The organism is Saccharopolyspora sp. NFXS83, assembly GCF_026241095.1.
Classification (GTDB): Bacteria; Actinomycetota; Actinomycetes; order Mycobacteriales; family Pseudonocardiaceae; genus Saccharopolyspora_C.
This window is the reverse complement of record NZ_JAPFGB010000022.1, coordinates 71,243-94,801: the sequence shown is the minus strand read 5'-3', so window position 1 is coordinate 94,801 and position 23,559 is coordinate 71,243. Positions and strand designations below refer to the sequence as shown.

Here is a 23,559-nt window from a genome sequence, read left to right as displayed (position 1 = left end):
GGCGGGCCGGGGGCAGGGTGAACGTCGGGTCGCCGAGGGGGAGGTCCTTGGTGTTGAGCAGGAGGTAGGTGTCCAGCCACGGTGCCCTTGCGCCCGCGGTGGCGACGTCGTCGGCGGGGTCCTCCAGCGCGAGGTCGAGCCGGGCGTCGGTGACCTCGATCGTGTCGCGGGAGGGCGAGTCCATCCAGTCCCGGAAGGGCGCGGTGGAGCCGCTGGGCTGGACGCTGCCGATGCCGACGGCCAGCGAGTGCCCGGCGGGCAGCGTCCAGTCCGTCGACTTCAGGTCGAAGGTCGTGGTGCCCGAGTTCAGCACGGAGACCTGCTCGTCGAACATGACGGCCTTGCCGTCCGGGGCGACGTCGTAGAGCTGGACCATGGCGTTGCCGCGCCCTTCGGCGTCCAAGGAGATCCGCGGCGTGCCGGTGAGCCGGGTGTCCTGCGCGACCGGCTCGGAGAACGCGGTGAAGGTGTTCTCGGCCGTGGGCCCGCCCTCCGCGCCGTCGTCCACGTAGGACCCGCCGCCGAGCGGGACGGTGGCGGGGACGTCCGGGGTCGGCCAGGTCTCCTGCCCGCGCCACGCGCCGCCGCTGTCCTGGATCGCGTAGTTCGGGTGCGCGACCGGCGGCTCGACGCCCTTGAGGTGCTGGTCGTAGAAGGAGATCGTCTCCTCGAACCAGCCTTCGCGGCCCATTTCCAGGCGCCCGTCGGCGGTGCGGTCGTTGCCGCGCTTGTGGTCCCACTGGCCGAGCCAGCCGCGTTCGGGGCCTTGGTGGTTGTCGAGGTACTCCTGGATCGCCTCGGCCTCGGTGTTCCACTCCAGGAAGCCCTGGGTGACGAACAGCGGGGTGTCGGTGCCCTTCGCCTGCTCGGCGAGGTCGCGAGCCTGCCAGTACCCGGATTCCCGGTCACCGGTCTGGTACCCGGCGAGGTTGTCCAAGAGGCATTCCGGGTGGGCCTGCTCGTACTCGGCGTTGGCGCGGTAGCGGGGATCGTCGTCCGGCATCTGCGGGAGCGCCGCGATCTTGTTGTAGGTGGTGGAGGTCTGCGCGATGGTCGTGCGGGGCACGCCGTTGGAGTGGATGTTGCGGTACAGGTCCCAGATGGGTTCCTGGGCGACGACGGCCTTGAGCGCGTCCTGGTCCAGGTTGTTGCCGATGAGCCCGGTGATGGCGTCGTAGGACTTGCCGTACATGCCCACCGCGCCGGTCGACCACGGTTGGCCCGCGGACCAGTCGATCGCCGCCTTCACGTCGGCCTGCTCACCGGGGCCGCCGAAGTCGAGGCATCCGGTGGAGCCGCCGAAGCCGCGGGTGTCGACCATGACGAACGCGTAGCCGCGCTGGAACAGGTCGGTGCCTTCGATGAAGTCGTTGAAGCGGGCGGACGGCCCGGTGTGCGGCAAGTCCTCGACGTTGGTCTCACCGGAGTGCCCGAAGTACGAGCCCGCCGACATGATGACCGGCACCCGCTCGCCTTCGGCGAGCCCTTCCGGCACGAGCACGTCGGCGTGCAGCTCGGTGCCGGAACCGTCCGAGGACGGGAAGTAGTGCTGCGTCCAGGCGGCGCCTTCCGGGACGCGGTCGTTCTCCTCGTGGGTGACCGGGTCGTCCGCGGTGGCGACGGCCCCCGAGCCGGGAGCCGCGGTGGCGGCGTACGTGCCGGTCAGCGTGCAGGCGACGAGTGCCGAGGCGGCGCAGGCGACGGCGCGGGATCTTTTCACTTGTTCCTCCCAGAACGGCGGTGGGCGAGGTGCGACCGCTCGACGAACGGCACGATCACTGCCCGACGAAGCAGACACCCGGCCGCAGCGGCATGCTCAACACCGGTGTGACCAGCGCCATGGCGAGCAGTGCGTCCGGAAGGGCCTGCCTCGCGGGGCCGGTGGCGGAACCTCGGTGGTCTGGTCGCCGCGGGAGGACATCGACGGAGATCGTTGCGCGCGGGCTCGCAAATCCGTTGCGCCGCAGCGGGCGTGTTGGTGTGATCGCCCCATGGCGGAACCGACGTACCTGCAACCGTTCGTGCTCCCCGTGGCCGAGATCGAGCCGGAGCGGGACGGCGCGGTCGACGTCTACCGGCCGGTCGAGGACGCGGGCGAGCCGCTGCCGGTGGTCCTGTTCGTGCACGGCGGCCCGCTCCCGCCGGAGCTGCGGCCGACTCCGCGGGAGTGGCCGGTGTTCCGGGGCTACGGCTCGCTGGCCGCCGGTAGCGGGGCGGTCGGGGTCACCGTCGACCACCCGCTGCACTCGCCCGCGGACTACCCGGTGGCGGCGGACGCGATCTCCGCCGCGGTCGCGAAAGCCCGAGAACTTCCCGGAGTTGACCCACGTCGGGTGGCGCTGTGGTTCTTCTCCGGTGGCGGACTGCTCACGGCCGACTGGATCGGCGGGGCGCCCGAGTGGTTGCGCTGCGTCGCCGCGAGCTACCCGGTGCTGGCACCGCTGCCCGGCTGGGACGTCGATCCCCGGTTCCGCCCGGCGGAGGCGCTCGCGTCGGCGGGTGCGCCGCCGATGCTGCTGACCAGGGCCGGTCGGGAGGCCGCCGAAATCGCGGCCGGAGTCGAGGCCTTCATCGCCGAGGCGCACGCGCGCGTCGCGCGCCTCGACGTGATCGACGTGCCGGAAGGCCGGCACTCGTTCGACGTCCTCGACCACGCGCCCGCCTCCCGCGCGGCCGTGACCCGGGCGATGTCCTGGGTGCTGCGGGCGCTGCGCGCCTGAGCTCAGGGTTCGTCGAGGCCGAGCACGGCGGTGGTGACGGAATCGGGGTGCCCCGCCTGCCGCCAGTGCACCCGCGCCGGGAAGTTCCGCAGCGAGGCGTCCGGGGCGATTCCGCTCGCGCGATAGGCGAAAGCCTCCTCGTGCGAGTAGACGATCACCACGTCGACCACGCCCGCCGGCCAGTGCCGCACGTACATCAGGGCGTCCAGGTCGCCGACGTCGTTGTGCACCGGAGCGCCCTGGAACCCCTGCTCCACGAGGTGTCGCAGGTTGCCGATCGCATCCATGGCGCGAACTCCGTTCGACGGGAGGAGATCGGGTCCGAACCGCGTCGGACCGTATCGGCGGTGCCGGAGCTGAGCGCAGCCTCGCCCACCTGGCGAAACGGTGATCACCGATGTGGAGCACGCTACATTCGGCACCTGCTCCGGACTAGATCCCTGATCGGGTGATGATGTTGGTCGTCGCGGACGGGCACACTCCTAACGCCACGACACGGAGAGGGCGGCGGGTGAGCACGAGTCCGACGGCGCTGAAGCGCTGGATCGCCTGGGAATTGACGCGGCTGCGCGAACGGGCCGGGATCACCCGGGCCGAAGCGGCGAAAGCCGTTCGCGGCAGCGTCCAGAACATCGGCCACTTCGAAGTCGGCCGCCGGATGCCGAAACCCCTGGAGCTCGAAACCCTGCTGCGCTTCTACGGAGCCGCGGAACGCGTCGAGTTCTTCCTGTCGCTGCGGGACCGCAGCAGGAAGAGCACCGACTGGTGGATCAGGTTCGACTCCGAGGAGGCGCTGCCGGACTACCTCAAGCTCTTCCTCGGCGTCGAGACGATGGCGGAGCGGATCGAGAGCTGGGACACCCACCTGGTGCCGGGCCTGTTCCAGACCTGGGCGTACGCGGACGCGATCGTGCGGGGCGGCGCTCCGAAGCTGCGCAAGAAGGACCGCGAACGCCGCGTCGAACTGCGGATGGCCCGGCAGCGCGAAGTCCTCGGCGGCGGCCGGGCCCCGTCGGTGCACGCGATCCTCAGCGAGGCGGCGCTGCACCACGTCAACGGCGGCCCCGAAGCGCACGCCGCGCAGCTGGAGGCGCTGCTGGAGTGGAACGAGCAGCCGAACGTCGAGATCCGGATCCAACCGTTCTCGGCGGGCCTGCTCACCGGCGTGGACGGCGCGTTCATGCTCCTGACCTACCCGCCGGAGTTCGACGACGAGCTCGGCACCGCCTACGTGGAGAACCGGATCGAGGTCCTCTACTACGAGGAACCCGCCGCCGTGTCCCCGTTCCGGGCGGCGTTCGACCGGCTGAAGTCGACGGCGCTGAAGACGTCCGATTCCAACGACCTGATCAAACGAGTTCTGGAGGAGCACGCATGACCGGCCGCATCACCCGCTGGCGGAAGTCCAGCCGCAGCCACGCCGCCAACGGCTGCGTCGAAGTCGGCTCGACGATGGGCCACGTCGGTGTCCGCGACTCCAAACTCGGCTGCACGAGCCCGATTCTGACGTTCACCGCCTCGACCTGGTCGGACTTCACCGCCGCTACCCGAGCGGGCACCTTCGACCGGTGATGGCGGCGCGAGCGCGTTCCGCGCGGGTTGCCGGTAGCCGTCGTGTCAGCGGCGGAGCCGCTGAGCAGTGACCGGCTTGAGCAACCGGCCAACCGGCGGATTCTCAGCTGCTTCCTCGCGAGGACAGCGATTTCGCCGTGCAGGGGCCTACGTGAGAAATCGCAGCCAACACCGGACCAGGGGCACCGAGGAAGCCGCCGAGGTTCCGCTGAGCGACCAGCAACGCAGACATCAGGTCCGGGTCGGTGGCGCGTTCATCGCTGCCGTCAGGAACGTGATCGCCCATCGCCGGGCCGCTTCGCCCGCTACCGGGGACGCGCAGCCGGGGGAGGGCTGCTGGTGCACCTCGACGCGGTCGACGGCCGTCACGGCAAGGATCCCCCGTATCCGGAACCACAGCTCTTCCGCGGGAAGGCCGGGCAGTACGCGCGCGAAAGCTGCGAGGTAGCGCTCGCGGACCGAGGCCTCGGCCGGGCCGGTCCAGCTGCGTGCCTGCTCGGCTGGGTCGCTGAGGATCGTCACGATCAGCCGGGACGTTCGGGCGCCGCCCTCGTCGCCGGCTGGCATCTCGTCGAACAGCGGCCCCGCGAATGCCTCCACCAGCTCGCCGACCGGCGGGTCGGGGGTCCGGGCGAGCAGTGCGTCGAGCCCGGCGCACTGGGCGGCGTTGATGGGATCGAGCACGCGGCGAGCGACTGCGGCCATCAGCTCCGCCTTCGAGCCGAAGTGGTAGCCGACGGCGGCCAGGTTCGCTCCGGCGAGTTCGGTGATCGCACGCACCGAGGTGCCGCGGTATCCGTGCTCGGCGAAGAGGTGCTCGGCCGCGTCGAGGATCTGGGTGCGGGTCTCTGAGGGCGCCATCTCAGGGACTGTACATATGTTTGTATGAAACGAACGTATGATTCAACGACCGTGTGAAAGAGGTCTGACGTGAAGCTGCTCGTGTACGGCGCCGGAGTGCTCGGCAGCCTGTTCGCCGCCCGCATGCACGAGGCCGGTCATGACGTCTCGCTCCTCGCCCGGGGTGGGCGCCTGACCGCTCTGCGACGGCACGGAGTGCAGCTCGCCGAGGGAGACAGCCCAGCTGTCAGGCGGGTACCGGTACCGGTGGTCGAGGACCCGGACGGCAGGTACGACCTGATCACCGTCTTCGTCCGCGCCCACCAGGTGGACGTGGTGCTGGAGTCGCTCGCCGGTCTCGAAGGTGACGTGCTGTTCCTCCACAACTGGGCGTCCGGCGCGCAGCCGCTGGGTGCGGTGATCGGCCACGAGCGGGTGCTGCTCGGCTTCCCCGCGGTCGCCGGGACGATGGACGGCGACGTGGTCCGCTACCGCAAGACCAACTTCTTGACACGCCGGGTTGCGATGCCGATCGGCGAGCCCGACGGCCGCACGACTTCGCGGCTGGAACGGATCGTGGAGACATTTCGTGCCGCCGGGCTCAACGCCAAGGCCGAACCGCACATGGATGCCTGGCTCAAGACGCACGCCGCGTTCGAGGTCCCGCTCGGGCAGGCGGTGCACGTGGCGGGCGGCCCGGTAGTGCTGGCCGACGACCCGGACGCGGTTCGCGACATGCTCCGCCTCGTGCGGCAGAACCTCGCCGCCATGGCGACGCTACCGGTACCTCGCGCGTTCGCCGGGTTGCGGGCTCTGCCGATAGGGCTCCTCGTGGCCCTGCTCCGGCGCTTCCTGGCGAGCCCGACGGCCGCGCACAGCGGACTCAACGGCCCCTCGGCCGCCACGGTGGCCGAACTCGAGCGGCTGGCCGAACAGATCCACGCCCTCGCGGGAGCACGCTGAGCAACCCGAGACGGCGAAACCGCACCACGCACACCACCACCGATCCCACAGTCCTCGCACCCGGCTCATTCATGATCAGCCGGGTGCGCCCCACCAGGACGACAAGCTCAAGTCGCGTAGCCGCCGTCGGCGTTGATGGTGGCTCCGGTGATGTAGTCGGCGTCCGGGCTTGCCAGGTGGGCGACGAGGCTCGCGATCTGCTCGCCGGTGCCGAAGCGGCCCAGCGGGATCATGGCCCGCAGCACGTGCGAGCGGGGGCCGTCGGCCGGGTTCAGCGCGGTGTCGATCGCCCCGGGCTGGACGTTGTTCACGGTGATCCGGCGCGACGCCAGGTCGCGGGCCGCGCTGCGGGTGAGCCCGGCGAGGGCGGACTTGCCGGTGACGTACGCGAGCTTCCCGGTGAACGGGTTGTGCTCGACCATCGAGGTGCCGATGTTGATGATCCGCCCACCTGCCGGCAGGTGCTTCGACGCCTCCTGGATGGCGACGAAGGGGCCGCGGACGTTGATCGACAGCGCCCGGTCGAATTCCTCCAGCGACAACTCGTCGAGCAGGCCGGTGGCGACCGTCGCGGCGTTGTTGACCAGGACGTCCAGGCCGCCGAACGCCTCGACGGTGCGGGTGACCGCGGCCCGGACCTGATCGGGCGCACCGGCGTCCGCGCGCACGGCCAGCGCGCGGCCACCGGCGGCGCTGATCCCGGCCGCCACTCGCCGCGCCGCCTCCGCCGAGTTCGAATGCGTGATCACGACGGCGGCACCGTCCTCGGCGAGGCGGCGGGCGATGGCCGCGCCGATCCCGCGCGACCCGCCGGTCACCAGCGCCGACTTCCCTGCGAGCGGCTGAGCCATGCGGAGCTCTCCCTTCCTCGCGCGATCCCCCGACCCACCGAGTAGAGCAACCGCGCGGCTCCCGCGGTACCGCTGCGCAACTCGGCAGGACGGGTGGGCCGGGATCAGCCGGTGGTGGCGAGGGCGAGCACGGGGAAGACGCGCTCCGTTTTGGCCTGGTGCGCGGCGAAGTACGGGAACAGGCCCGTCATCTGGGCGAACCTGACGTCGCGCTCCACACCGATGAGCTCGTGGGCGCGGACGTCGACGACGTCGGTGGTGATCTCGATGCGGGCGGCCGGATGGGCCTTCAGGTTGAAGTACCAGTCGGGGTGGACGTCGGCTCCCGCCTTCGAAGCGAACACCAGGTAGCGGCCCTCGTGCTCCAGGTACGCCAAGGGCGTGAGGTGGTCGCGGCCGGTCCGGGCGCCCGTGCTGTGGAGCAGCAGCAGCGGGACCCCGGCGAAGGTCCCGCCCACCAGGCCGCCGTTCGCCCGGAACTTCTCGATCACGGGGGCGTTGAACCGCGCCGCCACGCTCGCGGTGATCTCGTTCCCGTCCACTGGGTGTGCGCCTCCTGCTGCGGGGTTTCGTGCGGCTGAAGATCGAACTCGTTGAGAGTAGGGAACGGAGGTGCCCCGGGGAAAGGGTTCAGCCTCCGGCCCGCCACGCGGAACGAGCTCCCGCTTCATGCCGCGTCGTCGAGCAGCCGCCGCGAGACCTCCCAGAGCCGTTCGGCGGCCTCCGGGTCCAGCGCCCACCGCCGGACACCGCCGCTCACGGGAGTCGTCTCGGCGTCGTCGGGGATGACCGGGGACTCCGCGCAATCCTCCAGGTACTTCCCGCCGACCTCCGCGAATTCGGGGGCGAGCGCCGCGACGAGCGTGGTGGCGGCGCCTTGCTGCGGGGTCTTCAGCATCGGTGCCCGGGACCACTCGGCGCGAGTCTCGGCGGGGACGTGGCGCTGGAGGCCGGTCATGATCCCGCCGGGCATCAGCGAGTTGGCGTGGATCCCGTCGCCGCTCCAGCGCCGGGTCGCCTCCACCGCGAACAGCGCGTTCGCGGACTTCGACTGCCCGTAGGCGCTCCACGGGTCGTAGGGGCGGTGCTCGTAGTGCAGATCGTCGAACACGACGGGGGAGGCGTGGTGACCGCTGGAGGACACCGCGACGATCCGGGCGCCCTCGGCTTCGGCGAGTGCCGCGTGCAGGCCGGTGGCCAGCTCGAAGTGGCCCAGGTGGTTGGTGGCGAACTGCTGCTCCCAGCCCTCGGGGGTGCGCCGGAGCTCCGGCACGGCCATCACCCCGGCGTTGTTGATCAGCAGGTGCAGCGGTCCGCGCCACGAGCCGGCGAACCGGCGCACGCCGTCGAGATCGAGGAGGTCGAGCTCGGCGACCCGGACCTCGGAGCCGGTGGTCGCGGCGATGTCCTCGGCGGCGGTGCGCCCCGCGGCCAGGTCGCGGACGCCGATGGTGACCTCCGCTCCGGCGCGGGCGAGCGCGCGGGCCGTCTCGACGCCGATCCCGGAGGCGGCCCCGGTGACGACCGCGCGCTTGCCGGTGAGGTCGTGGCCGGCCGCGACCTCGTCGGCGGTGGAGTTCGAACCGAAGGGGGTGGTGATGAGGGACATGCGACACTCCTGCCAGACGTTGTGCTGGCAGTGTATGTCAAATGTGGCAGTGACTGTCAACTTTGACGTTGACTGTCACGTCGAGAGCGGTGCCCCTCTCGTCGCCGACGATGCCAACCGGAACAGCTCGTGCAGGTCATCGTCACCATCGCGGGAAGCCCAGTGCATCAGGCTCGCGTGGAACGTCGCCAACGCCGACTCCAGGATCGCCCCGGCCAGCAGGTCCGGATGCGGGGCGCCGCCCAGGCGTCGCACGGTCTCGGGCTGCAACAGCTCCACCCACACCCGCTGCTTCTCCTGGTGCTTCGCCCACAGCGAGGGCGTCTTCAGCATGATCGTCGAAATGCCCAGCGCCGCCGGGTTCGCGGCCACCGAGCCGATGAACTCCGCCAGCGCGCCGCGCACCGCGGTCGCCGCGTCCTCCCCGGTCGGGCGGGATTCCAGCGCGTCCCGCAGCACCACGCCGTACTCCACCGGGTCGCCGGTGACGACGTCCTCCTTGGTGGGGAAGTAGCGGAAGAAGCTGCGCGCGGAGATCCCGGCTTCGGCGGCGATCTGGTCGACGGTCGTGGCGTCGAAGCCCTTCTCCAGGAACAGCTCCATCGCGACGGACTCGATCTTGTGGCGGATCGCTCGCCGGGAGATCTCCCGCGTGGAAAGCCGCTCAGCCATGGCCGCAGTGTACGGCCCCGCTCCGCGCGCGATCCGTTCGTGCGGTGGGCGCCCCGCTCGGCCTGCGCGGGGCGCCCACCCGGGTCGCTCAGCCGCCGGTGGGCGTCAGGGCGATGATCGGGATGAGCCGGTCGGTCTTGCTCTGGTGCTCGGCCATGACCGGGAGCGCCGCCGCCGCATCGGCGTAGCGGGCCTCCCGCTCGTCGCCGGTGAGCTCTTCGGCGCGGACCCGCAGCGTCTCGGCGCCGACCTCGACGACGGCGTCCGGGTTCGCCCTCAGGTTGTGGTACCAGGCGGGATGCGTGTCCGCTCCGGCCTTGGAGGCGATCACGAGGTAGCGGCCCTCGTGCTCCAGGTACGCCATCGGGTTGACGCGGGTGGCGCCGCTGCGCGCTCCCACGCTGTGCAGCAGCAGGATCGGTGTTCCGGCGAGCTCGCCGCCCACCTGGCCGCCGTTCGCGCGGAACTCGTCGATGATCGGCGCGTTGAACCGATCGGCGAACTCGGCGGTGATCGTGTTTCCGTCCATCGTGGTCTCCTGTTCGCGAGTCGACTCGGAAGATCGACTTCGGGTCACGCCGCCAGGGGCGGGTAGTCGGTGTAGCCGTGTTCGCCCCCGCCGTAGAGGGTGGTGGCGTCGGGGGTGTTGAACGGGCCGCCCGCGGCCAGCCGCGCGGGCAGGTCCGGATTCGCCAGGAACAGCGAGCCGAAGGTGAGCGCGTCGGCGATGCCCTCCTCGACCAGCGGCAGGTCCGCCAGGCCCGTAGGGCGACCGGGGGTGTGCGGGTTCAGCAGGAACGCGCCGTCGAACCGGTCGCGCAGCCGCAGCGTCAGGTCCCGATCCGGACTCTCCAGCACGTGCAGGTACGCCAGGTGCAGCGGGTTGATCGCGTCGATCAGCGCCGAGTACGACTCGGCCACCGCGTTCTCCGCGGTGTCGTTGGCGCCGGTGCCGGGGGAGATCCGCAAGCCCACCCGGCGCGAGCCGATCGCCGCCGCCACCGCGCGGGCGACCTCGACCGTGAGGCGGATCCGCCCCTCGACCGACCCTCCCCAGCCGTCGGTGCGGAGGTTCGCGTTGTCGGACAGGAACTGGTGCAGCAGGTAGCCGTTCGCGCCGTGCAGTTCGACGCCGTCGAACCCGGCGTCGACGGCGTTGCGGGCGGCGGCGGTGAAGTCGGCGACGACCTCGCCGATGCCGTCCTCGGTGAGCTCCTCCGGCGTGATCAGGTCCTGCATGCCGTCGGCGGTGAAGATCCGGCCCTCCGCGGCGACCGCGGACGGGCCGAGCGGCAGCTGCCCGTCCGGCAGCGAACTCGGGTGGCTGATGCGGCCCGCGTGCATCAGCTGGGCGAAGATCACGCCGCCTTCCGCGTGCACCGCGTCGGTGACCTTCCGCCACGCCGCCACCTGGGTATCGCTGTGCAGGCCAGGCGTCGACGGGTAGCCCTGGCCGCGCACCGACGGCTGCACGCCTTCGGTGATGATCAGCCCGGCGGTGGCGCGCTGCCGGTAGTAGGTGGTCGTGGCCGCGTCGGGCAGGCTTCCGGCGGCGCGGCTGCGCGTCATCGGGGCCATCGCGATGCGGTTGCGCAGTCGGGTTCCGGCCAGGTCGAGCGGGTCGAACGCGGTGCTCATGGTGATCACTCCCGAAGTGTGCTGATTTAGCTGTCCGAACAGTTAAATCAGCCGGATGCTTCCCGGGGACGAAATTCTGCCTTGCTCATCACAGTGTTCGGGGCCGTCAGCGGCCGATCGGTTACCGTGGAGAGTTAATTCGCTGACCGGTCAGGTTGTGGAGGTGAAGCGGCGATGGCCGAGTTGCCGAGCTGCGCGGTGCCTGCGGGGTCTGCCCCCGACGAAGTCGTGCCGCCGCCGTGCCCCGCGTCCGTCGGGCCGGTCAGCCACGCGCTGTTCCGGCTCGCCCGGCTGCACCGGATGTTCGCCGGTCAACTCCTGCGCAGCTGCGGCCTGCACCCCGGCCAAGAACTGCTGCTGATGCACCTGTGGAACACCGGCACGCAACGGCAGACCGACCTGATCAACGTGCTCGGCTCCGACTCCGCCACCATGACCCGCACCGTGCAGCGGCTGGAACGCGCCGGATTCGTCCGCCGCACCCGCAGCGACCAGGACGGACGGGTCGTGCTCGTCGAAGCCACCGCGGCAGGGCTCGCGCTGCGCGACCGGGTCGAGCGGATGTGGGGAGAGCTCGAACGAGCCACCACCAGCGACCTCTCCGCCGACGAGCAGACCGCCGTGCTGACAACCCTGGAACGCCTGGAGCGCAACATCCTCGGCTCCGAGTGCCCCTCGACCCCCGACCGGCTCGGCTGAACGATCAGACGGTGCGTGCTGCTCGGGAGCGCCACTCGGCGGCGAGCGCCGCGAAGTGGAGTTCGCCGCCCCACTCGCCCTCGAAGACCTCGGACTCCACGAAGTGCGCTTCCTGGCGCACGCCGAGGCGTTCCACCACCCGCGCCGAACCCGTGTTCCGCGGGTCGCAGCGGCGATGATCCGGTGCAGGCCGAGCCGTCGAAGCCGATCCGCAGCATCTCCGCCGCGGCCTCGGTGGCGCAGCCGTTGCCCTGGTGACCGGGATGCGGCACGAAGCCGAACTCGCCCTGCCGATGCCGCTCGCCTAGCCAGGTCGGCAGGACGCAGCCGATCACCGTGCCGTGCAGCTCCGCGGCGAGCACCACGCTGTCGCCTTCCGCGCGCAGCGACATCCGCTCCGCTCGCTCCGCCACCTGCGCCGGTCAGTCCTCGCGGATGCGGGGATCGTCGTACTGGTAACGGGTCACTTCGGGCAGTGGCTCGAAGGTGAACGCCTCCGCCGCGTCGTCCTCGGCGAACGAGCGCAGGGACGGGCGCTCGGTCTTGATGGGCGCGACGACGTCGATCACGCGGTCCTCATCGGCCGTGGTCGGTCAGGTGCGGCAGCGGGTCGTGGAGTACAGGTGGCTGTCCGGGAACGTGGACGCCGTGAGGACCTCGCCAATTACGACGACCGCGGTGCGGGTGATCCCGGCGGCGCGCACCGAGTCCGCGATGTCGGCGAGGGTGCCGCGCAGCACGACCTCGTCGGCGCGGCTCGCCGCGGCGACGACCGCCACCGGGCAGTCCGCCCCGTAGTTCGGCACCAGTTCCTCGACGAGCGCCTCGATCCGGTTCACCGCGAGGTGCAGCACCATCGTCGCGCCGCTGCGCCCGAGCGTCGCCAGGTCCTCGCCCTCCGGCATCGGCGTGGCCTGCTTCGAGGTGCGGGTGAGCACCACGGTCTGGCCGACGCCGGGCACGGTGAACTCGCGCTTCAACGTCGCCGCCGCGGCGGCGAACGCCGGCACGCCGGGCACCACGTCGTAGGGCACCCCTGCCGCGTCGAGGCGGCGCATCTGCTCGGCGACCGCGCTGAACACCGAAGGATCACCGGAGTGCAGCCGCGCCACGTCCCGGCCCGCCTCGTGCGCGGCGACCAGCTCGGCGAGGATCTCGTCCAGGTTCAGGTCCGCGGTGTCGACCAGCCGCGCCCCGTCCGGGCAGTGCTCCAGCAGCTCGACCGGGACCAGGCTGCCCGCGTACAGGCACACGGGGGAGGCGGCGAGCACGTCCCGGCCGCGCACGGTGATCAGGTCGGCGGCGCCGGGCCCGGCTCCGATGAAGTGCACCGTCATCGGGTCACCGTCCACTGGGTGATCCGCATCGCGGGCCGCCAGCCGGTGAACCCGCCCACCGGCGAAGCGTGCTCCGCCGCGATCCGCACCAGCTCACCGCCGCAGCGGGCGTACCAGTCCGCCACCAGAACCTCCGATTCGATCGTCACCGCGTTCACCACCAGACGGCCTCCCGGCCGCAGCACGTCCCAGCACCGCTGGAGCACTCCCGGGGCGGTCGCACCACCGCCCACGAACACCGCGTCGGGCGCGTCCAAGTCGTCCAGCGCTTCCGGCGCGGCACCGATGACCACGCTCAGGTCGGGGACGCCGAGGGTCATCGCGTTCGTCGTGATGCGGGCCGCCCGGTCCTCGCGGTGCTCGATCGCGACCGCGCGGTTCGCCGGGTCGCAGCGCATCCACTCGATCGCGATGCTACCGGCGCCCGCACCGACGTCCCACAACAGCTCACCGGGCGCCGGTGCCAGCCGGGCCACCGTGAGCGCGCGGACGTCGCGCTTCGTGAGCTGCCCGTCGTGCTGGAACGCCGAATCCGGCAGGCCCGGTGTGCGCGGCCTGCGTTCGGCGTCGGCGTCGGCCGCGCAGCGCACGCCGATCACGTTCAGCGCGGGCACTTCCGGGTGCGGCCACCGCGCCGCCGTCGCGTCCACCCTGGACTCCTCGGCCGCGCCCAGGTCGCCCAGCACCGCCATCGCGCTGCCGCCGAAGCCGCGTGCCACCAGCAGCGCCGCCACCCGCGCGGGCGTGTGCTCGTCGGAGCTGAGCACGATCAGCCGCCGTCCCGGCTGGATCTCCGGGTGCAGCAGCTCGGCGTGCCTGCCGACGAGGCTCACCACCGTCGCGTCCTGCTCCGCCCAGCCCAGCCGCGCGCAGGCCAGCGCCACCGACGACACGTGCGGCAGCACCCGCAGCCGCTCCGCGCCGAGCACGCGGGCCAAGGTGGCGCCGATGCCGTGGAACATGGGGTCGCCGCTGGCCAGCACGCAGATCGCCCGGCCGTCGTGCTCGGCGAACAGCGCCGGCAACGCGGGCAGCATCGGCGACGGCCAGGCGACGAGTTCCGCCGCGCCGGGCGGGATCAGGTCGAGCTGGCGGCGACTGCCGAACACGACGTCGGCCGCCTCGACGCGGCGCCGCGCCGTCGCGGGCAAGCCGTCCCATCCGTCGGCGCCGATGCCCACGACGTCGACGGGTTTCTGCTGCGCACTCACACCCACCACCTCATCACGGGCGCGGTCCGCGGGCGGTCCGGGGGCGGGATCAGGTGCGGCCGAAGCGCACCGGCACGCCTGCTCATCGGTTCCCACCGCCGACCCCGAACCCCGCGCCGCGGGCGGTTCGTCCGCGCGCTCCAGCAGTTTCGCGCGGTGCAGCGGCCACGGCGGGTGCTCGTTCGCGCAGGCACGGCCCTCGCACAGGTCCGGGCAGGTACGACGCGGCCAGCTCCGGATCGGTCGGCCGGTGCAGGAACGTCTGCTCGCACCAGGACCGCGCCGGCAGCAGCCCCGGGCGCGGGGTGTTCTCGGAGGCGGGATCCACTGGCCGCGAGGTCACCGGGCCGCGCGGGCTTGACCTTGACGTGCGGGTCAGGGGCTAACGTCCTGCCGCCGTCGCTCCCGGAGGAAGGAATCCGATGCCCCGCACGTCCCGCGAGGTCCGCCTCGCCACCCCGCCCGCGGGGCTGCCCACCGCGCAGGACTTCACCGTCGTCGAGGTGGCCGTCCCCGAACCCGGCCCGGGGGAGCTGCTGGTGCGCAACCTCGGCTTCCAGGTGTTCGGCGCCGCCGTCACCACCGCCCTCGGGCAGGACGTGGCCGGATTCCCCGCGCTGCACCCCGGTGGAGTGCCGGTCGGCCCGGCCGTCGGGGAGGTCGTCACCGGCGACGGCGATGTCCGCCCCGGCGACCTCGTCTCGCACGGCGCGGGCTGGCGGGAGTTCGCGGCGGTGCCCGCGAGCCGATGCGCACCGCTCGGCGATGCGCTGCCCGATCCACTGCTGCACCTGTCGCACGGCTGGACCGCCTACGCCGCGCTGACCCGGGTCGCGCCGGTACGCCCCGGCGACGCGGTGTTCGTCAGCAACGCGGCCGGGGCGATCGGTTCGCTGGCGGGCCAGATCGCTCGACTGCTCGGCGCGGGCCGGGTGGTGGGCAGCGCCGGATCCCGGGAGAAGGCGCGGCGCCTGGTCGCCGAGCTCGGCTACGACGCGGTCGTGCTGCGCGACTCCCCGCAATCGTGGGGGGAACAGCTCGCGGCGGCGGCGCCGGACGGGTTGGACGTGGTGGTCGACCTCGTCGGCGGGGAGCAACTGCGGGCCGCGGCGGAGGCCGCCCGCCCGCACGCCCGGATCGCGCTCACCGGTGCGCTCGCCGCGCAGTACGCCCCGGTAGACCGCCGGATGCGGGCGCCCGTGGAGCTCGACCTGGTGCAGCTGATCACCAAGAGCGTCCGGCTGGAGGCCTTCCGCGCCGACGATCACCCGGACGTCCTGCCGGAGTGGAACGAGCGGTTCGCGGGATGGCTGCACGCCGGGGAGATCGACTTCCCGCACACCAGGGTCGGCGGAATCGACCGGGCCCCGCAGGCGTTGCAGGACGTGCTGGCCGGGCTGCACGTGGGCTCGGTGCTGGTGGCGTTGTAGGAACGGGGGCGCGGCGGATGCGGATCGGCGACGCGGCGGCAGCGGCGGGCACCACGCCCCGCACCCTGCGGTTCTACGAGCAGCGCGGCCTGCTCGACCCGGCTCCGCGCACCGCGACCGGACAGCGCACCTACCGGCCCCGCGACGTGGCGCGGGTGCGGATCATCCGGCAACTGCTGGCGCTCGGGCTGACGGTGGCGGACGTGGCCTCGATGGCAGCGCACCTGCACGTCGTGGAAGGCGATTCGCTGCCCGGGAGCGCCGTCCCGTTCGAGCCGGGCGGACGTGCGGACCTGCTCCGCCAAGCCGGGCGGGTCGCGGCACACCGCCTCGCGGCGCTCGACGCCCAGATCAGCCGCCTCAGCGCCTTCCGCGACGATCTCGCCGCCTGCCACGCCCACTTCGAAGCCCTCGACTCCGCGGCGAGGTAGCGCTCACCGGCGTGGCCGGGCCGAACAGCCGACCGGGGCGGATCGTGCGAACCGCCATCGCAGTGCAGGCGGACGTCCCGTCCGGCCGACCAGAGCGGGCCGGAGGGCCGGTCACCCCAGAACAGCGGAGGGCGCGGAACTCGCCCCGGAGCGGGCATCCGGACTGGCACGATGATCGGATGGACGGTCGGCGCGCCCGCAGCTTGCAGGAGCTCATCCGGCAGCGCCAGCGCGAGGTGTTCGTCGGCCGACAGCCGCAGTGCGACGGATTTCGGGCCAACCTGATCTTGGATCCGCTCGACCCGAGCCGGAAGTTCGTGTTCTCGCTGCACGGTCAGGCAGGCATCGGGAAGACCGCGCTGCTGCGGCAACTCCGGGCGATAGCGCTGGACAACGGGGCTCTGACGTCCGTCGTGGACGACGTCGAGCCGGACGCGGTCTCAGCGCTGGCGGCGATCTCGCGCCAATGGGCCGGGCAGGGCGGCCAGGCGCGGTCCTTCGAGATCCGCTTGGCGGAGTACTCGAAGAACAGGGACGAAGTCCTCTCCGACCCGCAGGCTCCGCGAGCGGCCAGGGAACTGTTCCTCACCAACGTCGTCCGCGTCGGGAAGGGCATAGCGAAGACCGCCGTGCCAGGGTTGACCGCAGTGGCCGACGAGTACACCTCCGACGAGCTCGTCTCGCACCTGGAACGAACACGGGCCTTCCTGGCCGACAAGTTCCGCACCCACGACCAAGTCGAGCTGTTGCTGTCCCCGGTTGAAGAGCTCTCACCGCTGCTGGTCAACGACATGCGCCGGTTGGCCGATCATCGTCCGCTGGCGCTGTTCATCGACGACTACGAGCGCACCTCGGCGGTGGTCGAACCGTGGCTGCTGCGCATGCTGGAGGGGCGGTTCGGAGAACTGCCGACCAATCTGGTCGTGGTCGTCGCAGGACAGCACCCGCTCGACGTCAACACCTGGGGTGAGTACGCGCCGATCACGCAGAGCTGGCGGCTCGATCCGTTCACCCCGGGCGAGACCGAGGCGCTGCTGCGCCGCAGGGGAGTGGCCGACCAGTCCGCGCTCGCTGCGGTGATCCGATTTTCCGGCGGCTTGCCGCTACTGGTTTCCATGCTCGCCGAGGAGAACCCTCGTGGAACCGCGCAACTCGCCGATCCCAGCGGGGCGGCCGTGGAGCGCTTCCTCAAGCGGGTAGAGGACGGCACGCACCGCGAGGACGCGTTGCGCGCCGCGTCGCCGCGCGTGATCGACGAAGACGTGCTGGCCGTCCTGGTGGGCCCGGAACGAGCGGGGGACGTGTTCCGCCGGCTGCGGCAGCACCCGTTCACGGAGGAGGACCAGGGCCGTCTCCGGTACCACGACGTGGTCCGCGAATCGATGGTGCGGTACGAGCGGGGCAGGTCTCCTGAACGATTCGCCACCAGGAACAGGTCGCTGGCCCGGCACTACCTCGAACGACGAGCGAAACTGGGCCCGGTCGAGGCGCCCGAATCGGCCGACGAGGAGTGGCAGGCGCTGCTGGTCGAAGAGTGCTACCACCGGTTGTGCGGTGATCCTCGCTCGGCGCTACCAGCGGTGCTCTGGTGGGGCGGGGAGCTGAGCGGTGCGGGTTCGCCGGCGTCGCTGCCCTGGCTGGACATGTTCGCCGAAGCGGAGCGGGACACCGGGTCCGCATTGCTGCGCGAGTGGAGACGGGACTTGTCGCGGTTCGTCGACGACGTCCGGGGCTCGGACTGCGAAGGTCTCCACCACTTCCTGGTGTCGGCCGGTGGTGGTGGGGCGGCCCCGGAACCGGGGAGCCCCGGAACCGGCTTCCCAGCGGGGCCGCCGACGGTGGGACCGAGCGCGGGCGGGCGCGGGTTCGGTGCCCCGGCCCCCATCGCGTCCGGCGTCGTGAACGAAGGCCGAGGGGGAGCTCCCCGCGATCCAGCCGACCAGGACCGCGAACGCCCGAGCTGGTTGGAGGAACCGGACGACCTGTTGCTGCCTCGGACGGCGCCGCCGGTGTTCGGCGAGTAGGTCGTCTCGCGCACGGGGGCTTCCCCGATGGGCGGCACGAATCCGCGCGGCGTCAGAGGTTGCTCAAGGCCCGCGTGACGGTGATCTCCAGGATGACGCGGTTCGGGTTCTTCCGGGGCGGGCGCCCGTAGCGGTCGGTGGCGCGGGCCTCCGCGTCGGTGACCACGGCCGGATCGTCCCGGACCACCGCGACGCCCTCCAGCGTGGACCAGCGGCGTCCGGCCACCTGGCACAGCGCCACTCGCGCCCCGGCGTCACCGGCCGCGCGGACCTGCCGCGCCTTGTGCGAATCGCGCGAGCTCAGCACCCGCGCGGTCCCCGTCGCGACGTCCAGCGTGGAGTTCACCGGCACCACGTGCGGCGTGCCGTCCGCGCGCACCGTCGTCAACGTGCACACGTGCGGCTCCGCCCAGAACGCCAGGAATTCAGCGCTCGCCTCGGACAACGACACGGTGCGCGACGACGCCACGACTCAGGTTTCCCTTCAACGGATGCGGATCCACGCCTTCTCACCGACGAAACCACGCCTCACGGCCACAAGCCATGCCGCGCGGCGAAACCGGGCGAGCGAAGCGATGCTTGCTTTGCGGCCGAAGGCCGTGCCTTTGCGGCGAAGCCGTGCAGTGGGCGGCGAAGCGATGCTTGCCTTGCGGCCGAAGGCCGTGCCTTTGCGGCGAAGCCGTGCAGTGGGCGGCGAAGCGATGCTTGCTTTGCGGCCGAAGGCCGTGCCTGGATGCGCGAAGCGCATAGCCCACGTCGAAAACTCGGTCACCCGCCAGATGACCACCAGAGCAGAGCGAGGCCCCCCGCATCACCAGGACTGGCGGGAGCGCTGGGGGCGCTGGCCGGTGCGGGCGTTCGGGCCGCCGCCGGTGCGCCTGCCCCGGTCGCCGCCGCGCGGTGCGCCGCCCCGCTGGTCCTCCCAGGCCGGACGGCCGCGCTGGTCGCCGCGCGCGGGACGGTCGTCCCTGGACGGACGCCGGTCCTGGCCTTCCCGCGACCGCACCTGACCCTGCCCCTCGCCGCGACCACGGCCGCCGCCCTGACGTCGGCCCTGGCCCGAGCCGCTGCGCGCGCCGCCACCGCGGGGGGTGTCCTTGCGCGGTTCGGCGACGGCGACGCCGCTGGGTTCCCGAGCACCGGTCAGCCGCACCAGTTCCGCGTCCTGCGGGGCGATCTTCGTCGTCGTCGCGGTGACGCCGGCCTTGGTGGCCATCTGCTGGAACGCGCGCTTCTGGTCGTCGGTCACGATCGTCACGACCGTGCCCGTCGCACCGGCTCGCGCGGTCCGCCCGGCGCGGTGCAGGTAGTCCTTCGGGTCCGCCGGCGGCTCCACGTGCACCACCAGGCTCACGTCGTCGACGTGGATGCCGCGGGCCGCCACGTTCGTCGCGACCAGCGTTTCGGTGGTGCCCGCGCGGAACTCGTCGAGGATCCGGGTCCGGGCGTTCTGCGCCTTGCCGCCGTGCAGCGCGCCCGCGCGCACCCCGGAGGAGCGCAGCTTCTTCGTCAGCCGGTCGGCGTGGTGCTTGGTGCGCACGAACATGATCGTGCGGCCGTCGCGGGCGGCGATGCGGGACAGCACATTGAGCTTGTCGTCCGCCGACACCAGGAACTGGTGGTGGTCCATGCTGTCCACGCTGGCCGCGGGCGGCGCCAGCGAGTGCACCACCGGGTCGGTCATGTACTCGCGCACCAGCTTGTCGACGTCGCCGTCGAGGGTCGCGGAGAACAGCAGGCGCTGGCCGTTGGCGGGGATCAGGTCGAGGATGTCGCGGACCTGCGGCAGGAAGCCCATGTCGGCCATCTGGTCGGCTTCGTCGAGCGCGGTGCGCTCCACTTCGGACAGCACGCAAGTGCCCTGGCGCACGTGGTCGGACAGCCGGCCCGGGGTGGCGACGAGCACGTCCACGCCTCGGCGCAGCGTGTCGGCCTGCCGGTTGAACGGCATGCCGCCGACGACCTCGCGCACGTACAGCCCCAGCGACTTCGCCAGCGGCTTCAGCGCGTTCGTGACCTGGGTGGCCAGTTCCCGCGTCGGCACCAGCACCAGGCCGCGCGGGTGGATCGCGCGGGCGTTGCCGCGCTGCATCGCCAGCAGCGGCAGCCCGAACGCGAGGGTCTTGCCGGAACCGGTCTGGCCGCGGCCCAGCACGTCGCGCCCGCTCAGCGCGTCCGGGATGGTCGCGGCCTGGATCGGGAACGCCTCCGTGAGGCCAGCCTCGGCGAGGCTCGCCACGAGCTTCTGCGGCAGGCCCAGCGAGTCGAACGGGGCCGGGTCGACCGCGGTCACGCCGACCTGGTCGAACAGGCTCGGCGCGGCGGGCGCGGCGGGCTTGGCCGGGCCGCGGCGGCGGGGGCGCCGGGAACGGGCAGCGGGGGACGAACTGGGACGCACAGCGAACCTCCGGGAACTGGCACGTCTCGGGGAGGCCGCGCGGTCGCGCGCTGATCACAAGGACGAGCCCGGCGCGACTGGGGCGCCGCTGGTGGATGGCGGGGAGCACCGGAGCCGGAGAGGGGGGGGATCGGGGTGAACGTCCGGCTTGACTCGTCGGGCTTGGTCCCAGGCGGTCGCCTTGTCCAGTGCTCCCCGAGTCTAGCTGACGCTTAGATCTTGATCATGGTTTGGGTGGGTGGGGGGTGGGCTAGCGGAACCTCCGCTGTCTTCTCGCTGCGCGATCATTTCCCCAAGTGGCTCCGCCACGAGGGAAAATGCTGTCCTCGCAAGAAGACAGCTGAGAACCCGCCGGTGGTCGGCTTTGTGACGTGGGCTATGCGCTGGCGCGCATCCAGGCACGGCCTTCGGCCGCAAGGCAGGCTTGCTTCGCCGCCTTGAGGCACGGTCCGCCGAACAAACGCGATCTCGTGCGCGTGTCAGGCCGGGAGCACGATGGTGAGGGAGGTCTCCGACGGGTGTTCCACCCGCATGTCGGCTCGACGGGCCAGGTCGATCACGTCGTGCACCGAGGTGGGCTCGTCGAGGGTGGCGGCGAGCACGCGGGCCAAGCGGCCCTTGTGGGACTTGTTGTGGTGGCTGACGACCTTGCGCTCGCCGCGCGCGTTCTCCGCCAGCACCTGGACGTCGACCGCGCCCGGCACCCGCGCCAGCGCCGCGTACGCGCCGGAACGCAGATCCACCACCAGCTGCCCGGACTCGCCCAGCACCGGCTCCAGCACCGGGCGCCACACCCCGCGCAACGTGCCGAAACCGGGCATCGAGCTGCCCGCCGACAAGCGGTACGCCGGGATCGGGTCGCCGCCGCGCACCAAGCCGAACAGCGCGGAGGCCACCGCCAACCGCGCGTCCGCCCGAGCCCGCTCGGCCGCCGGCAGCGACGCGACGTCCAGCGCGTCGAACAGCACTCCGGTGTAGCGCTCCAGCGCAGGGGCGGTGGGGGAGTCGAACAACGCCGCGTTGCGCTCCACCTCGCCGGATTGGCGAGGTGAGAGGCCCAGCGCGGACAGGCTCGCCGGGACGTCGTCGGCGAGCGAGCGCAGCGCCTCCGCCAGCTTCCGCCGCGTCGGGGTGAGCTCCGGGCAGGACAGCGCGTCCAGATCCAGCGGCGGACCGTCGCCGCCCGCGGCCTTGGTCTCGGAAGGAGGCAGCAGCACCAGCACGAGCGATCAGGGTAGTGACCCCGGTCGACCCTGCGGGAATCGGCGTCGCGGGCGCGTCCCGGGCGCGGGCAATCCGCTGGCGGTGACCCCGGTGGTGGCCGCTACCCTGCGAGGACCGAGCGTTCCACCACGTGGACCTCCGGTATTCCGCAGTTCTCTACCCGCCCGAGGAGCGCCCGCCGTGATCACGAGGATGTCGACGTTGTTCTTGCGTACCCTGCGCGAGGATCCGGCCGACGCCGAGGTGCCGAGCCACAAACTGCTCGTGCGCGCCGGATACGTGCGCCGCATCGCGCCGGGCATCTACTCGTGGCTGCCGCTGGGCCTGCGGGTGCTGCGCAACGTCGAAGAGGTCGTGCGCCAGGAGATGGACGCCATCGGCGCCCAGGAGATCCACCTCCCCGCGCTGCTGCCGCGCGAACCCTACGAGCAGACGAACCGCTGGACCGAGTACGGCCCGCAGCTGTTCCGGCTCAAGGACCGCAAGGGCGGCGACTACCTGCTGGGGCCGACGCACGAGGAGTTGTTCGCGCTCACCGTCAAGGGCGAGTACAACTCCTACAAGGACTACCCGGTCGTGCTGTACCAGATCCAGACCAAGTACCGGGACGAGGAACGGCCCCGCGCGGGCATCCTGCGCGGGCGCGAGTTCGTCATGAAGGACTCCTACTCCTTCGACATCGACGACGACGGCCTGTCGAACTCCTACCGGCTGCACCGCGACGCCTACGTCCGGATCTTCGACCGGGTGGGCCTGCGCTACGTGATCGTCGCCGCGACCTCCGGCGCGATGGGCGGGTCCGCGTCCGAGGAATTCCTCGCGGAGAGCCCGACCGGCGAGGACACCTTCGTGCGCAGCACCGATTCCGGCTACGCCGCGAACGTCGAGGCCGTCGTGACCCCGGTGCCCGCGGCCGAGTCCATCGAGGACAAGCCGGTCGCGCAGGTGCACAGCACACCCGGCACGCCGACCATCGAGTCGCTGGTGGACTTCCTCAACGCCGCCGAGCTGGGCCGCACCTTCACCGCCGCCGACACGCTCAAGAACGTGCTCGTCAAGACCCGCGAGCCCGGCGCGGAGAAGTGGCAACTGCTGGCCGTCGCCGTCCCCGGCGACCGCGAGGTCGACTTCAAGCGGCTCGAAGCGGCCGTCGAACCCGCCGAGGTCGAGCTGGTCGACGAGGCCGACTTCGCCGCGAACCCGTTCCTGGTGAAGGGCTACATCGGTCCGAAGGCCCTGCAGGACAACGGGATCCGCTACCTCGCCGACCCGCGCGTGGTCAGCGGCACCGCGTGGGTCACCGGCGCCGACCAGGTCGGGCACCACGTCGTGGACCTGGTCTGCGGTCGCGACTTCACCCCCGACGGCACCATCGAGGCCGCCGAGGTCCGCGAGGGCGACGCCGCGCCGGACGGCGGCGGCACGCTGGTCGCGGCCCGCGGCATCGAGATCGGCCACATCTTCCAGCTCGGCCGCAAGTACGCCGACGCGTTCGGCCTGGACGCCCTCGGCCAGGACGGCAAGCCGAAGCGGATCACGATGGGCTCCTACGGCGTCGGCGTGTCCCGGCTGGTCGCCGCGATCGCCGAGCAGAGCCACGACGAGCTGGGCCTGGTGTGGCCGCGCGAGGTCGCCCCCGCCGACGTGCACGTGGTCGTCGCGGGCAAGGACGAGGCGGTCCGCGAAGGCGGTGAGCGCCTCGCCGCCGAACTCGACGAGGCAGGCGTGCGGGTGCTTCTGGACGACCGCACCTCCTCGCCCGGCGTGAAGTTCGCCGACGCGGAACTCGTGGGCGTGCCCACGATCCTCGTCGTCGGCAAGGGGCTCGCGAAGGGCGTCGTGGAGGTCAAGGACCGCCGCACCGGCGAGCGCGAGGAGATCGACGTCGACAAGGCCGTCGGCCACCTCGTGCAGACCGTCCGGGGTTGAGTGCCGGTTTC

Annotated in this window: 26 protein-coding genes and 1 pseudogene; 9 read left to right on the top strand and 18 right to left on the bottom strand. The window is 71.9% G+C overall.

The window, feature by feature from the left end; translation table 11 throughout:
• Positions 1–1,720: CocE/NonD family hydrolase (locus OOZ19_RS22345; RefSeq protein ID WP_266092103.1), on the bottom strand; the 1,720-nt coding region annotated here is incomplete at its 3' end.
• A gap of 271 nt (positions 1,721–1,991) precedes the next feature.
• On the opposite strand from OOZ19_RS22345, the gene OOZ19_RS22340 reads away from it, so the two are divergent.
• Entirely contained in the window at positions 1,992–2,720 is a 729-nt protein-coding gene (locus tag OOZ19_RS22340; protein WP_266092102.1) for an alpha/beta hydrolase, read from the top strand.
• 2 nt (positions 2,721–2,722) lie between these two features.
• Here OOZ19_RS22340 and OOZ19_RS22335 read toward each other — a convergent pair whose 3' ends face one another.
• On the bottom strand, positions 2,723–3,007 hold the full coding sequence (locus OOZ19_RS22335; RefSeq protein ID WP_266092101.1) for a hypothetical protein: 285 nt from the start codon (positions 3,005–3,007) through the stop codon (positions 2,723–2,725).
• Between the two features lie 224 nt (positions 3,008–3,231).
• On the opposite strand from OOZ19_RS22335, the gene OOZ19_RS22330 reads away from it, so the two are divergent.
• Complete coding sequence (locus tag OOZ19_RS22330; RefSeq protein WP_266092100.1) at positions 3,232–4,098, top strand: helix-turn-helix domain-containing protein; 867 nt, start codon at positions 3,232–3,234, stop codon at positions 4,096–4,098.
• Positions 4,095–4,292, top strand: coding sequence for a DUF397 domain-containing protein (locus tag OOZ19_RS22325; protein WP_266092099.1), 198 nt, complete (start codon positions 4,095–4,097; stop codon positions 4,290–4,292). The genes OOZ19_RS22330 and OOZ19_RS22325 overlap by 4 nt, the downstream gene beginning before the upstream one ends.
• A 231-nt stretch (positions 4,293–4,523) precedes the next feature.
• On the opposite strand, the gene OOZ19_RS22320 is transcribed toward OOZ19_RS22325, so the two are convergent.
• Positions 4,524–5,153 carry a TetR/AcrR family transcriptional regulator gene (locus OOZ19_RS22320; RefSeq protein ID WP_266092098.1) on the bottom strand — a complete coding sequence of 210 codons (630 nt, stop codon included), beginning with the start codon at positions 5,151–5,153 and terminating at the stop codon, positions 4,524–4,526.
• 69 nt (positions 5,154–5,222) lie between these two features.
• Here OOZ19_RS22320 and OOZ19_RS22315 point away from each other — a divergent pair, with 69 nt between their 5' ends.
• Complete coding sequence (locus OOZ19_RS22315; protein WP_266092097.1) at positions 5,223–6,095, top strand: ketopantoate reductase family protein; 873 nt, start codon at positions 5,223–5,225, stop codon at positions 6,093–6,095.
• Positions 6,096–6,202: 107 nt separating this feature from the next.
• Here the strand turns inward: OOZ19_RS22315 and OOZ19_RS22310 are convergent, their stop codons facing one another.
• From OOZ19_RS22310 to OOZ19_RS22285, 6 genes are all read right to left on the bottom strand, one after another.
• Positions 6,203–6,946 carry a 3-oxoacyl-ACP reductase family protein gene (locus OOZ19_RS22310; RefSeq protein ID WP_266092096.1) on the bottom strand — a complete coding sequence of 248 codons (744 nt, stop codon included), beginning with the start codon at positions 6,944–6,946 and terminating at the stop codon, positions 6,203–6,205.
• A gap of 104 nt (positions 6,947–7,050) precedes the next feature.
• A complete protein-coding gene (locus OOZ19_RS22305) occupies positions 7,051–7,488 on the bottom strand; it encodes a nitroreductase family deazaflavin-dependent oxidoreductase (protein WP_266092095.1) in 438 nt (145 codons plus the stop codon).
• A 125-nt stretch (positions 7,489–7,613) separates the two neighbouring features.
• Positions 7,614–8,555: an SDR family NAD(P)-dependent oxidoreductase gene (locus OOZ19_RS22300; RefSeq protein WP_266092094.1), complete on the bottom strand. Its 942-nt coding sequence runs from the start codon at positions 8,553–8,555 to the stop codon at positions 7,614–7,616.
• A 75-nt stretch (positions 8,556–8,630) separates the two neighbouring features.
• The gene (locus tag OOZ19_RS22295) at positions 8,631–9,227 is read right to left on the bottom strand and encodes a TetR family transcriptional regulator (RefSeq protein ID WP_266092093.1); all 597 of its coding nucleotides are present in this window, start codon (positions 9,225–9,227) and stop codon (positions 8,631–8,633) included.
• A gap of 88 nt (positions 9,228–9,315) precedes the next feature.
• Positions 9,316–9,756: a nitroreductase family deazaflavin-dependent oxidoreductase gene (locus OOZ19_RS22290; protein ID WP_266092092.1), complete on the bottom strand. Its 441-nt coding sequence runs from the start codon at positions 9,754–9,756 to the stop codon at positions 9,316–9,318.
• A gap of 44 nt (positions 9,757–9,800) precedes the next feature.
• Positions 9,801–10,865 carry an alkene reductase gene (locus OOZ19_RS22285; protein ID WP_266092091.1) on the bottom strand — a complete coding sequence of 355 codons (1,065 nt, stop codon included), beginning with the start codon at positions 10,863–10,865 and terminating at the stop codon, positions 9,801–9,803.
• 174 nt (positions 10,866–11,039) lie between these two features.
• On the opposite strand from OOZ19_RS22285, the gene OOZ19_RS22280 reads away from it, so the two are divergent.
• Positions 11,040–11,564 (top strand): MarR family winged helix-turn-helix transcriptional regulator, encoded by a 525-nt coding sequence (locus OOZ19_RS22280; RefSeq protein ID WP_266092090.1) that lies wholly within the window; start codon positions 11,040–11,042, stop codon positions 11,562–11,564.
• A gap of 4 nt (positions 11,565–11,568) precedes the next feature.
• Here OOZ19_RS22280 and OOZ19_RS22275 read toward each other — a convergent pair whose 3' ends face one another.
• From OOZ19_RS22275 to cbiE, 5 genes and pseudogenes are all read right to left on the bottom strand, one after another.
• Positions 11,569–11,703 (bottom strand): hypothetical protein, encoded by a 135-nt coding sequence (locus tag OOZ19_RS22275; protein WP_266092089.1) that lies wholly within the window; start codon positions 11,701–11,703, stop codon positions 11,569–11,571.
• A gap of 70 nt (positions 11,704–11,773) precedes the next feature.
• Positions 11,774–11,977 (bottom strand): annotated as a pseudogene (locus OOZ19_RS30215) (GNAT family N-acetyltransferase); the annotation flags it as partial.
• A gap of 9 nt (positions 11,978–11,986) precedes the next feature.
• Positions 11,987–12,133 (bottom strand): GNAT family N-acetyltransferase, encoded by a 147-nt coding sequence (locus OOZ19_RS22270; protein ID WP_266092088.1) that lies wholly within the window; start codon positions 12,131–12,133, stop codon positions 11,987–11,989.
• Between the two features lie 24 nt (positions 12,134–12,157).
• Complete coding sequence (cobM, locus tag OOZ19_RS22265) at positions 12,158–12,901, bottom strand: precorrin-4 C(11)-methyltransferase (RefSeq protein ID WP_266092087.1); 744 nt, start codon at positions 12,899–12,901, stop codon at positions 12,158–12,160.
• Positions 12,898–14,112: a precorrin-6y C5,15-methyltransferase (decarboxylating) subunit CbiE gene (cbiE, locus tag OOZ19_RS22260; protein ID WP_266092086.1), complete on the bottom strand. Its 1,215-nt coding sequence runs from the start codon at positions 14,110–14,112 to the stop codon at positions 12,898–12,900. Before cbiE ends, cobM begins: the two co-directional genes overlap by 4 nt.
• A gap of 422 nt (positions 14,113–14,534) precedes the next feature.
• Between cbiE and OOZ19_RS22255 the strand changes: the two genes are divergently transcribed.
• The 3 genes from OOZ19_RS22255 (at position 14,535) to OOZ19_RS22245 (ending at position 17,997) form a co-directional block, all read left to right on the top strand.
• A complete protein-coding gene (locus tag OOZ19_RS22255) occupies positions 14,535–15,542 on the top strand; it encodes an MDR family NADP-dependent oxidoreductase (RefSeq protein ID WP_266092085.1) in 1,008 nt (335 codons plus the stop codon).
• 17 nt (positions 15,543–15,559) lie between these two features.
• On the top strand, positions 15,560–15,973 hold the full coding sequence (locus OOZ19_RS22250) for a MerR family transcriptional regulator (RefSeq protein ID WP_266092084.1): 414 nt from the start codon (positions 15,560–15,562) through the stop codon (positions 15,971–15,973).
• A 179-nt stretch (positions 15,974–16,152) separates the two neighbouring features.
• Complete coding sequence (locus tag OOZ19_RS22245; RefSeq protein ID WP_266092083.1) at positions 16,153–17,997, top strand: ATP-binding protein; 1,845 nt, start codon at positions 16,153–16,155, stop codon at positions 17,995–17,997.
• 52 nt (positions 17,998–18,049) lie between these two features.
• On the opposite strand, the gene OOZ19_RS22240 is transcribed toward OOZ19_RS22245, so the two are convergent.
• The 4 genes from OOZ19_RS22240 to yaaA all read right to left on the bottom strand — a co-directional run bounded on the left by OOZ19_RS22240 (position 18,050) and on the right by yaaA (position 21,618).
• Positions 18,050–18,466, bottom strand: a complete 417-nt coding sequence (locus OOZ19_RS22240) for a pyridoxamine 5'-phosphate oxidase family protein (protein ID WP_266092082.1) — start codon at positions 18,464–18,466, stop codon at positions 18,050–18,052.
• Positions 18,467–18,481: 15 nt separating this feature from the next.
• Positions 18,482–18,784, bottom strand: a complete 303-nt coding sequence (locus OOZ19_RS22235; protein WP_266092081.1) for a hypothetical protein — start codon at positions 18,782–18,784, stop codon at positions 18,482–18,484.
• A gap of 24 nt (positions 18,785–18,808) precedes the next feature.
• Positions 18,809–20,395, bottom strand: a complete 1,587-nt coding sequence (locus OOZ19_RS22230) for a DEAD/DEAH box helicase (protein WP_416309479.1) — start codon at positions 20,393–20,395, stop codon at positions 18,809–18,811.
• Positions 20,396–20,874: 479 nt separating this feature from the next.
• Positions 20,875–21,618, bottom strand: coding sequence for a peroxide stress protein YaaA (gene yaaA, locus OOZ19_RS22225; RefSeq protein ID WP_266092080.1), 744 nt, complete (start codon positions 21,616–21,618; stop codon positions 20,875–20,877).
• Positions 21,619–21,799: 181 nt separating this feature from the next.
• Between yaaA and OOZ19_RS22220 the strand changes: the two genes are divergently transcribed.
• Positions 21,800–23,548, top strand: a complete 1,749-nt coding sequence (locus tag OOZ19_RS22220) for a proline--tRNA ligase (protein WP_266092079.1) — start codon at positions 21,800–21,802, stop codon at positions 23,546–23,548.
• The last annotated feature ends 11 nt before the right edge of the window (positions 23,549–23,559 follow it).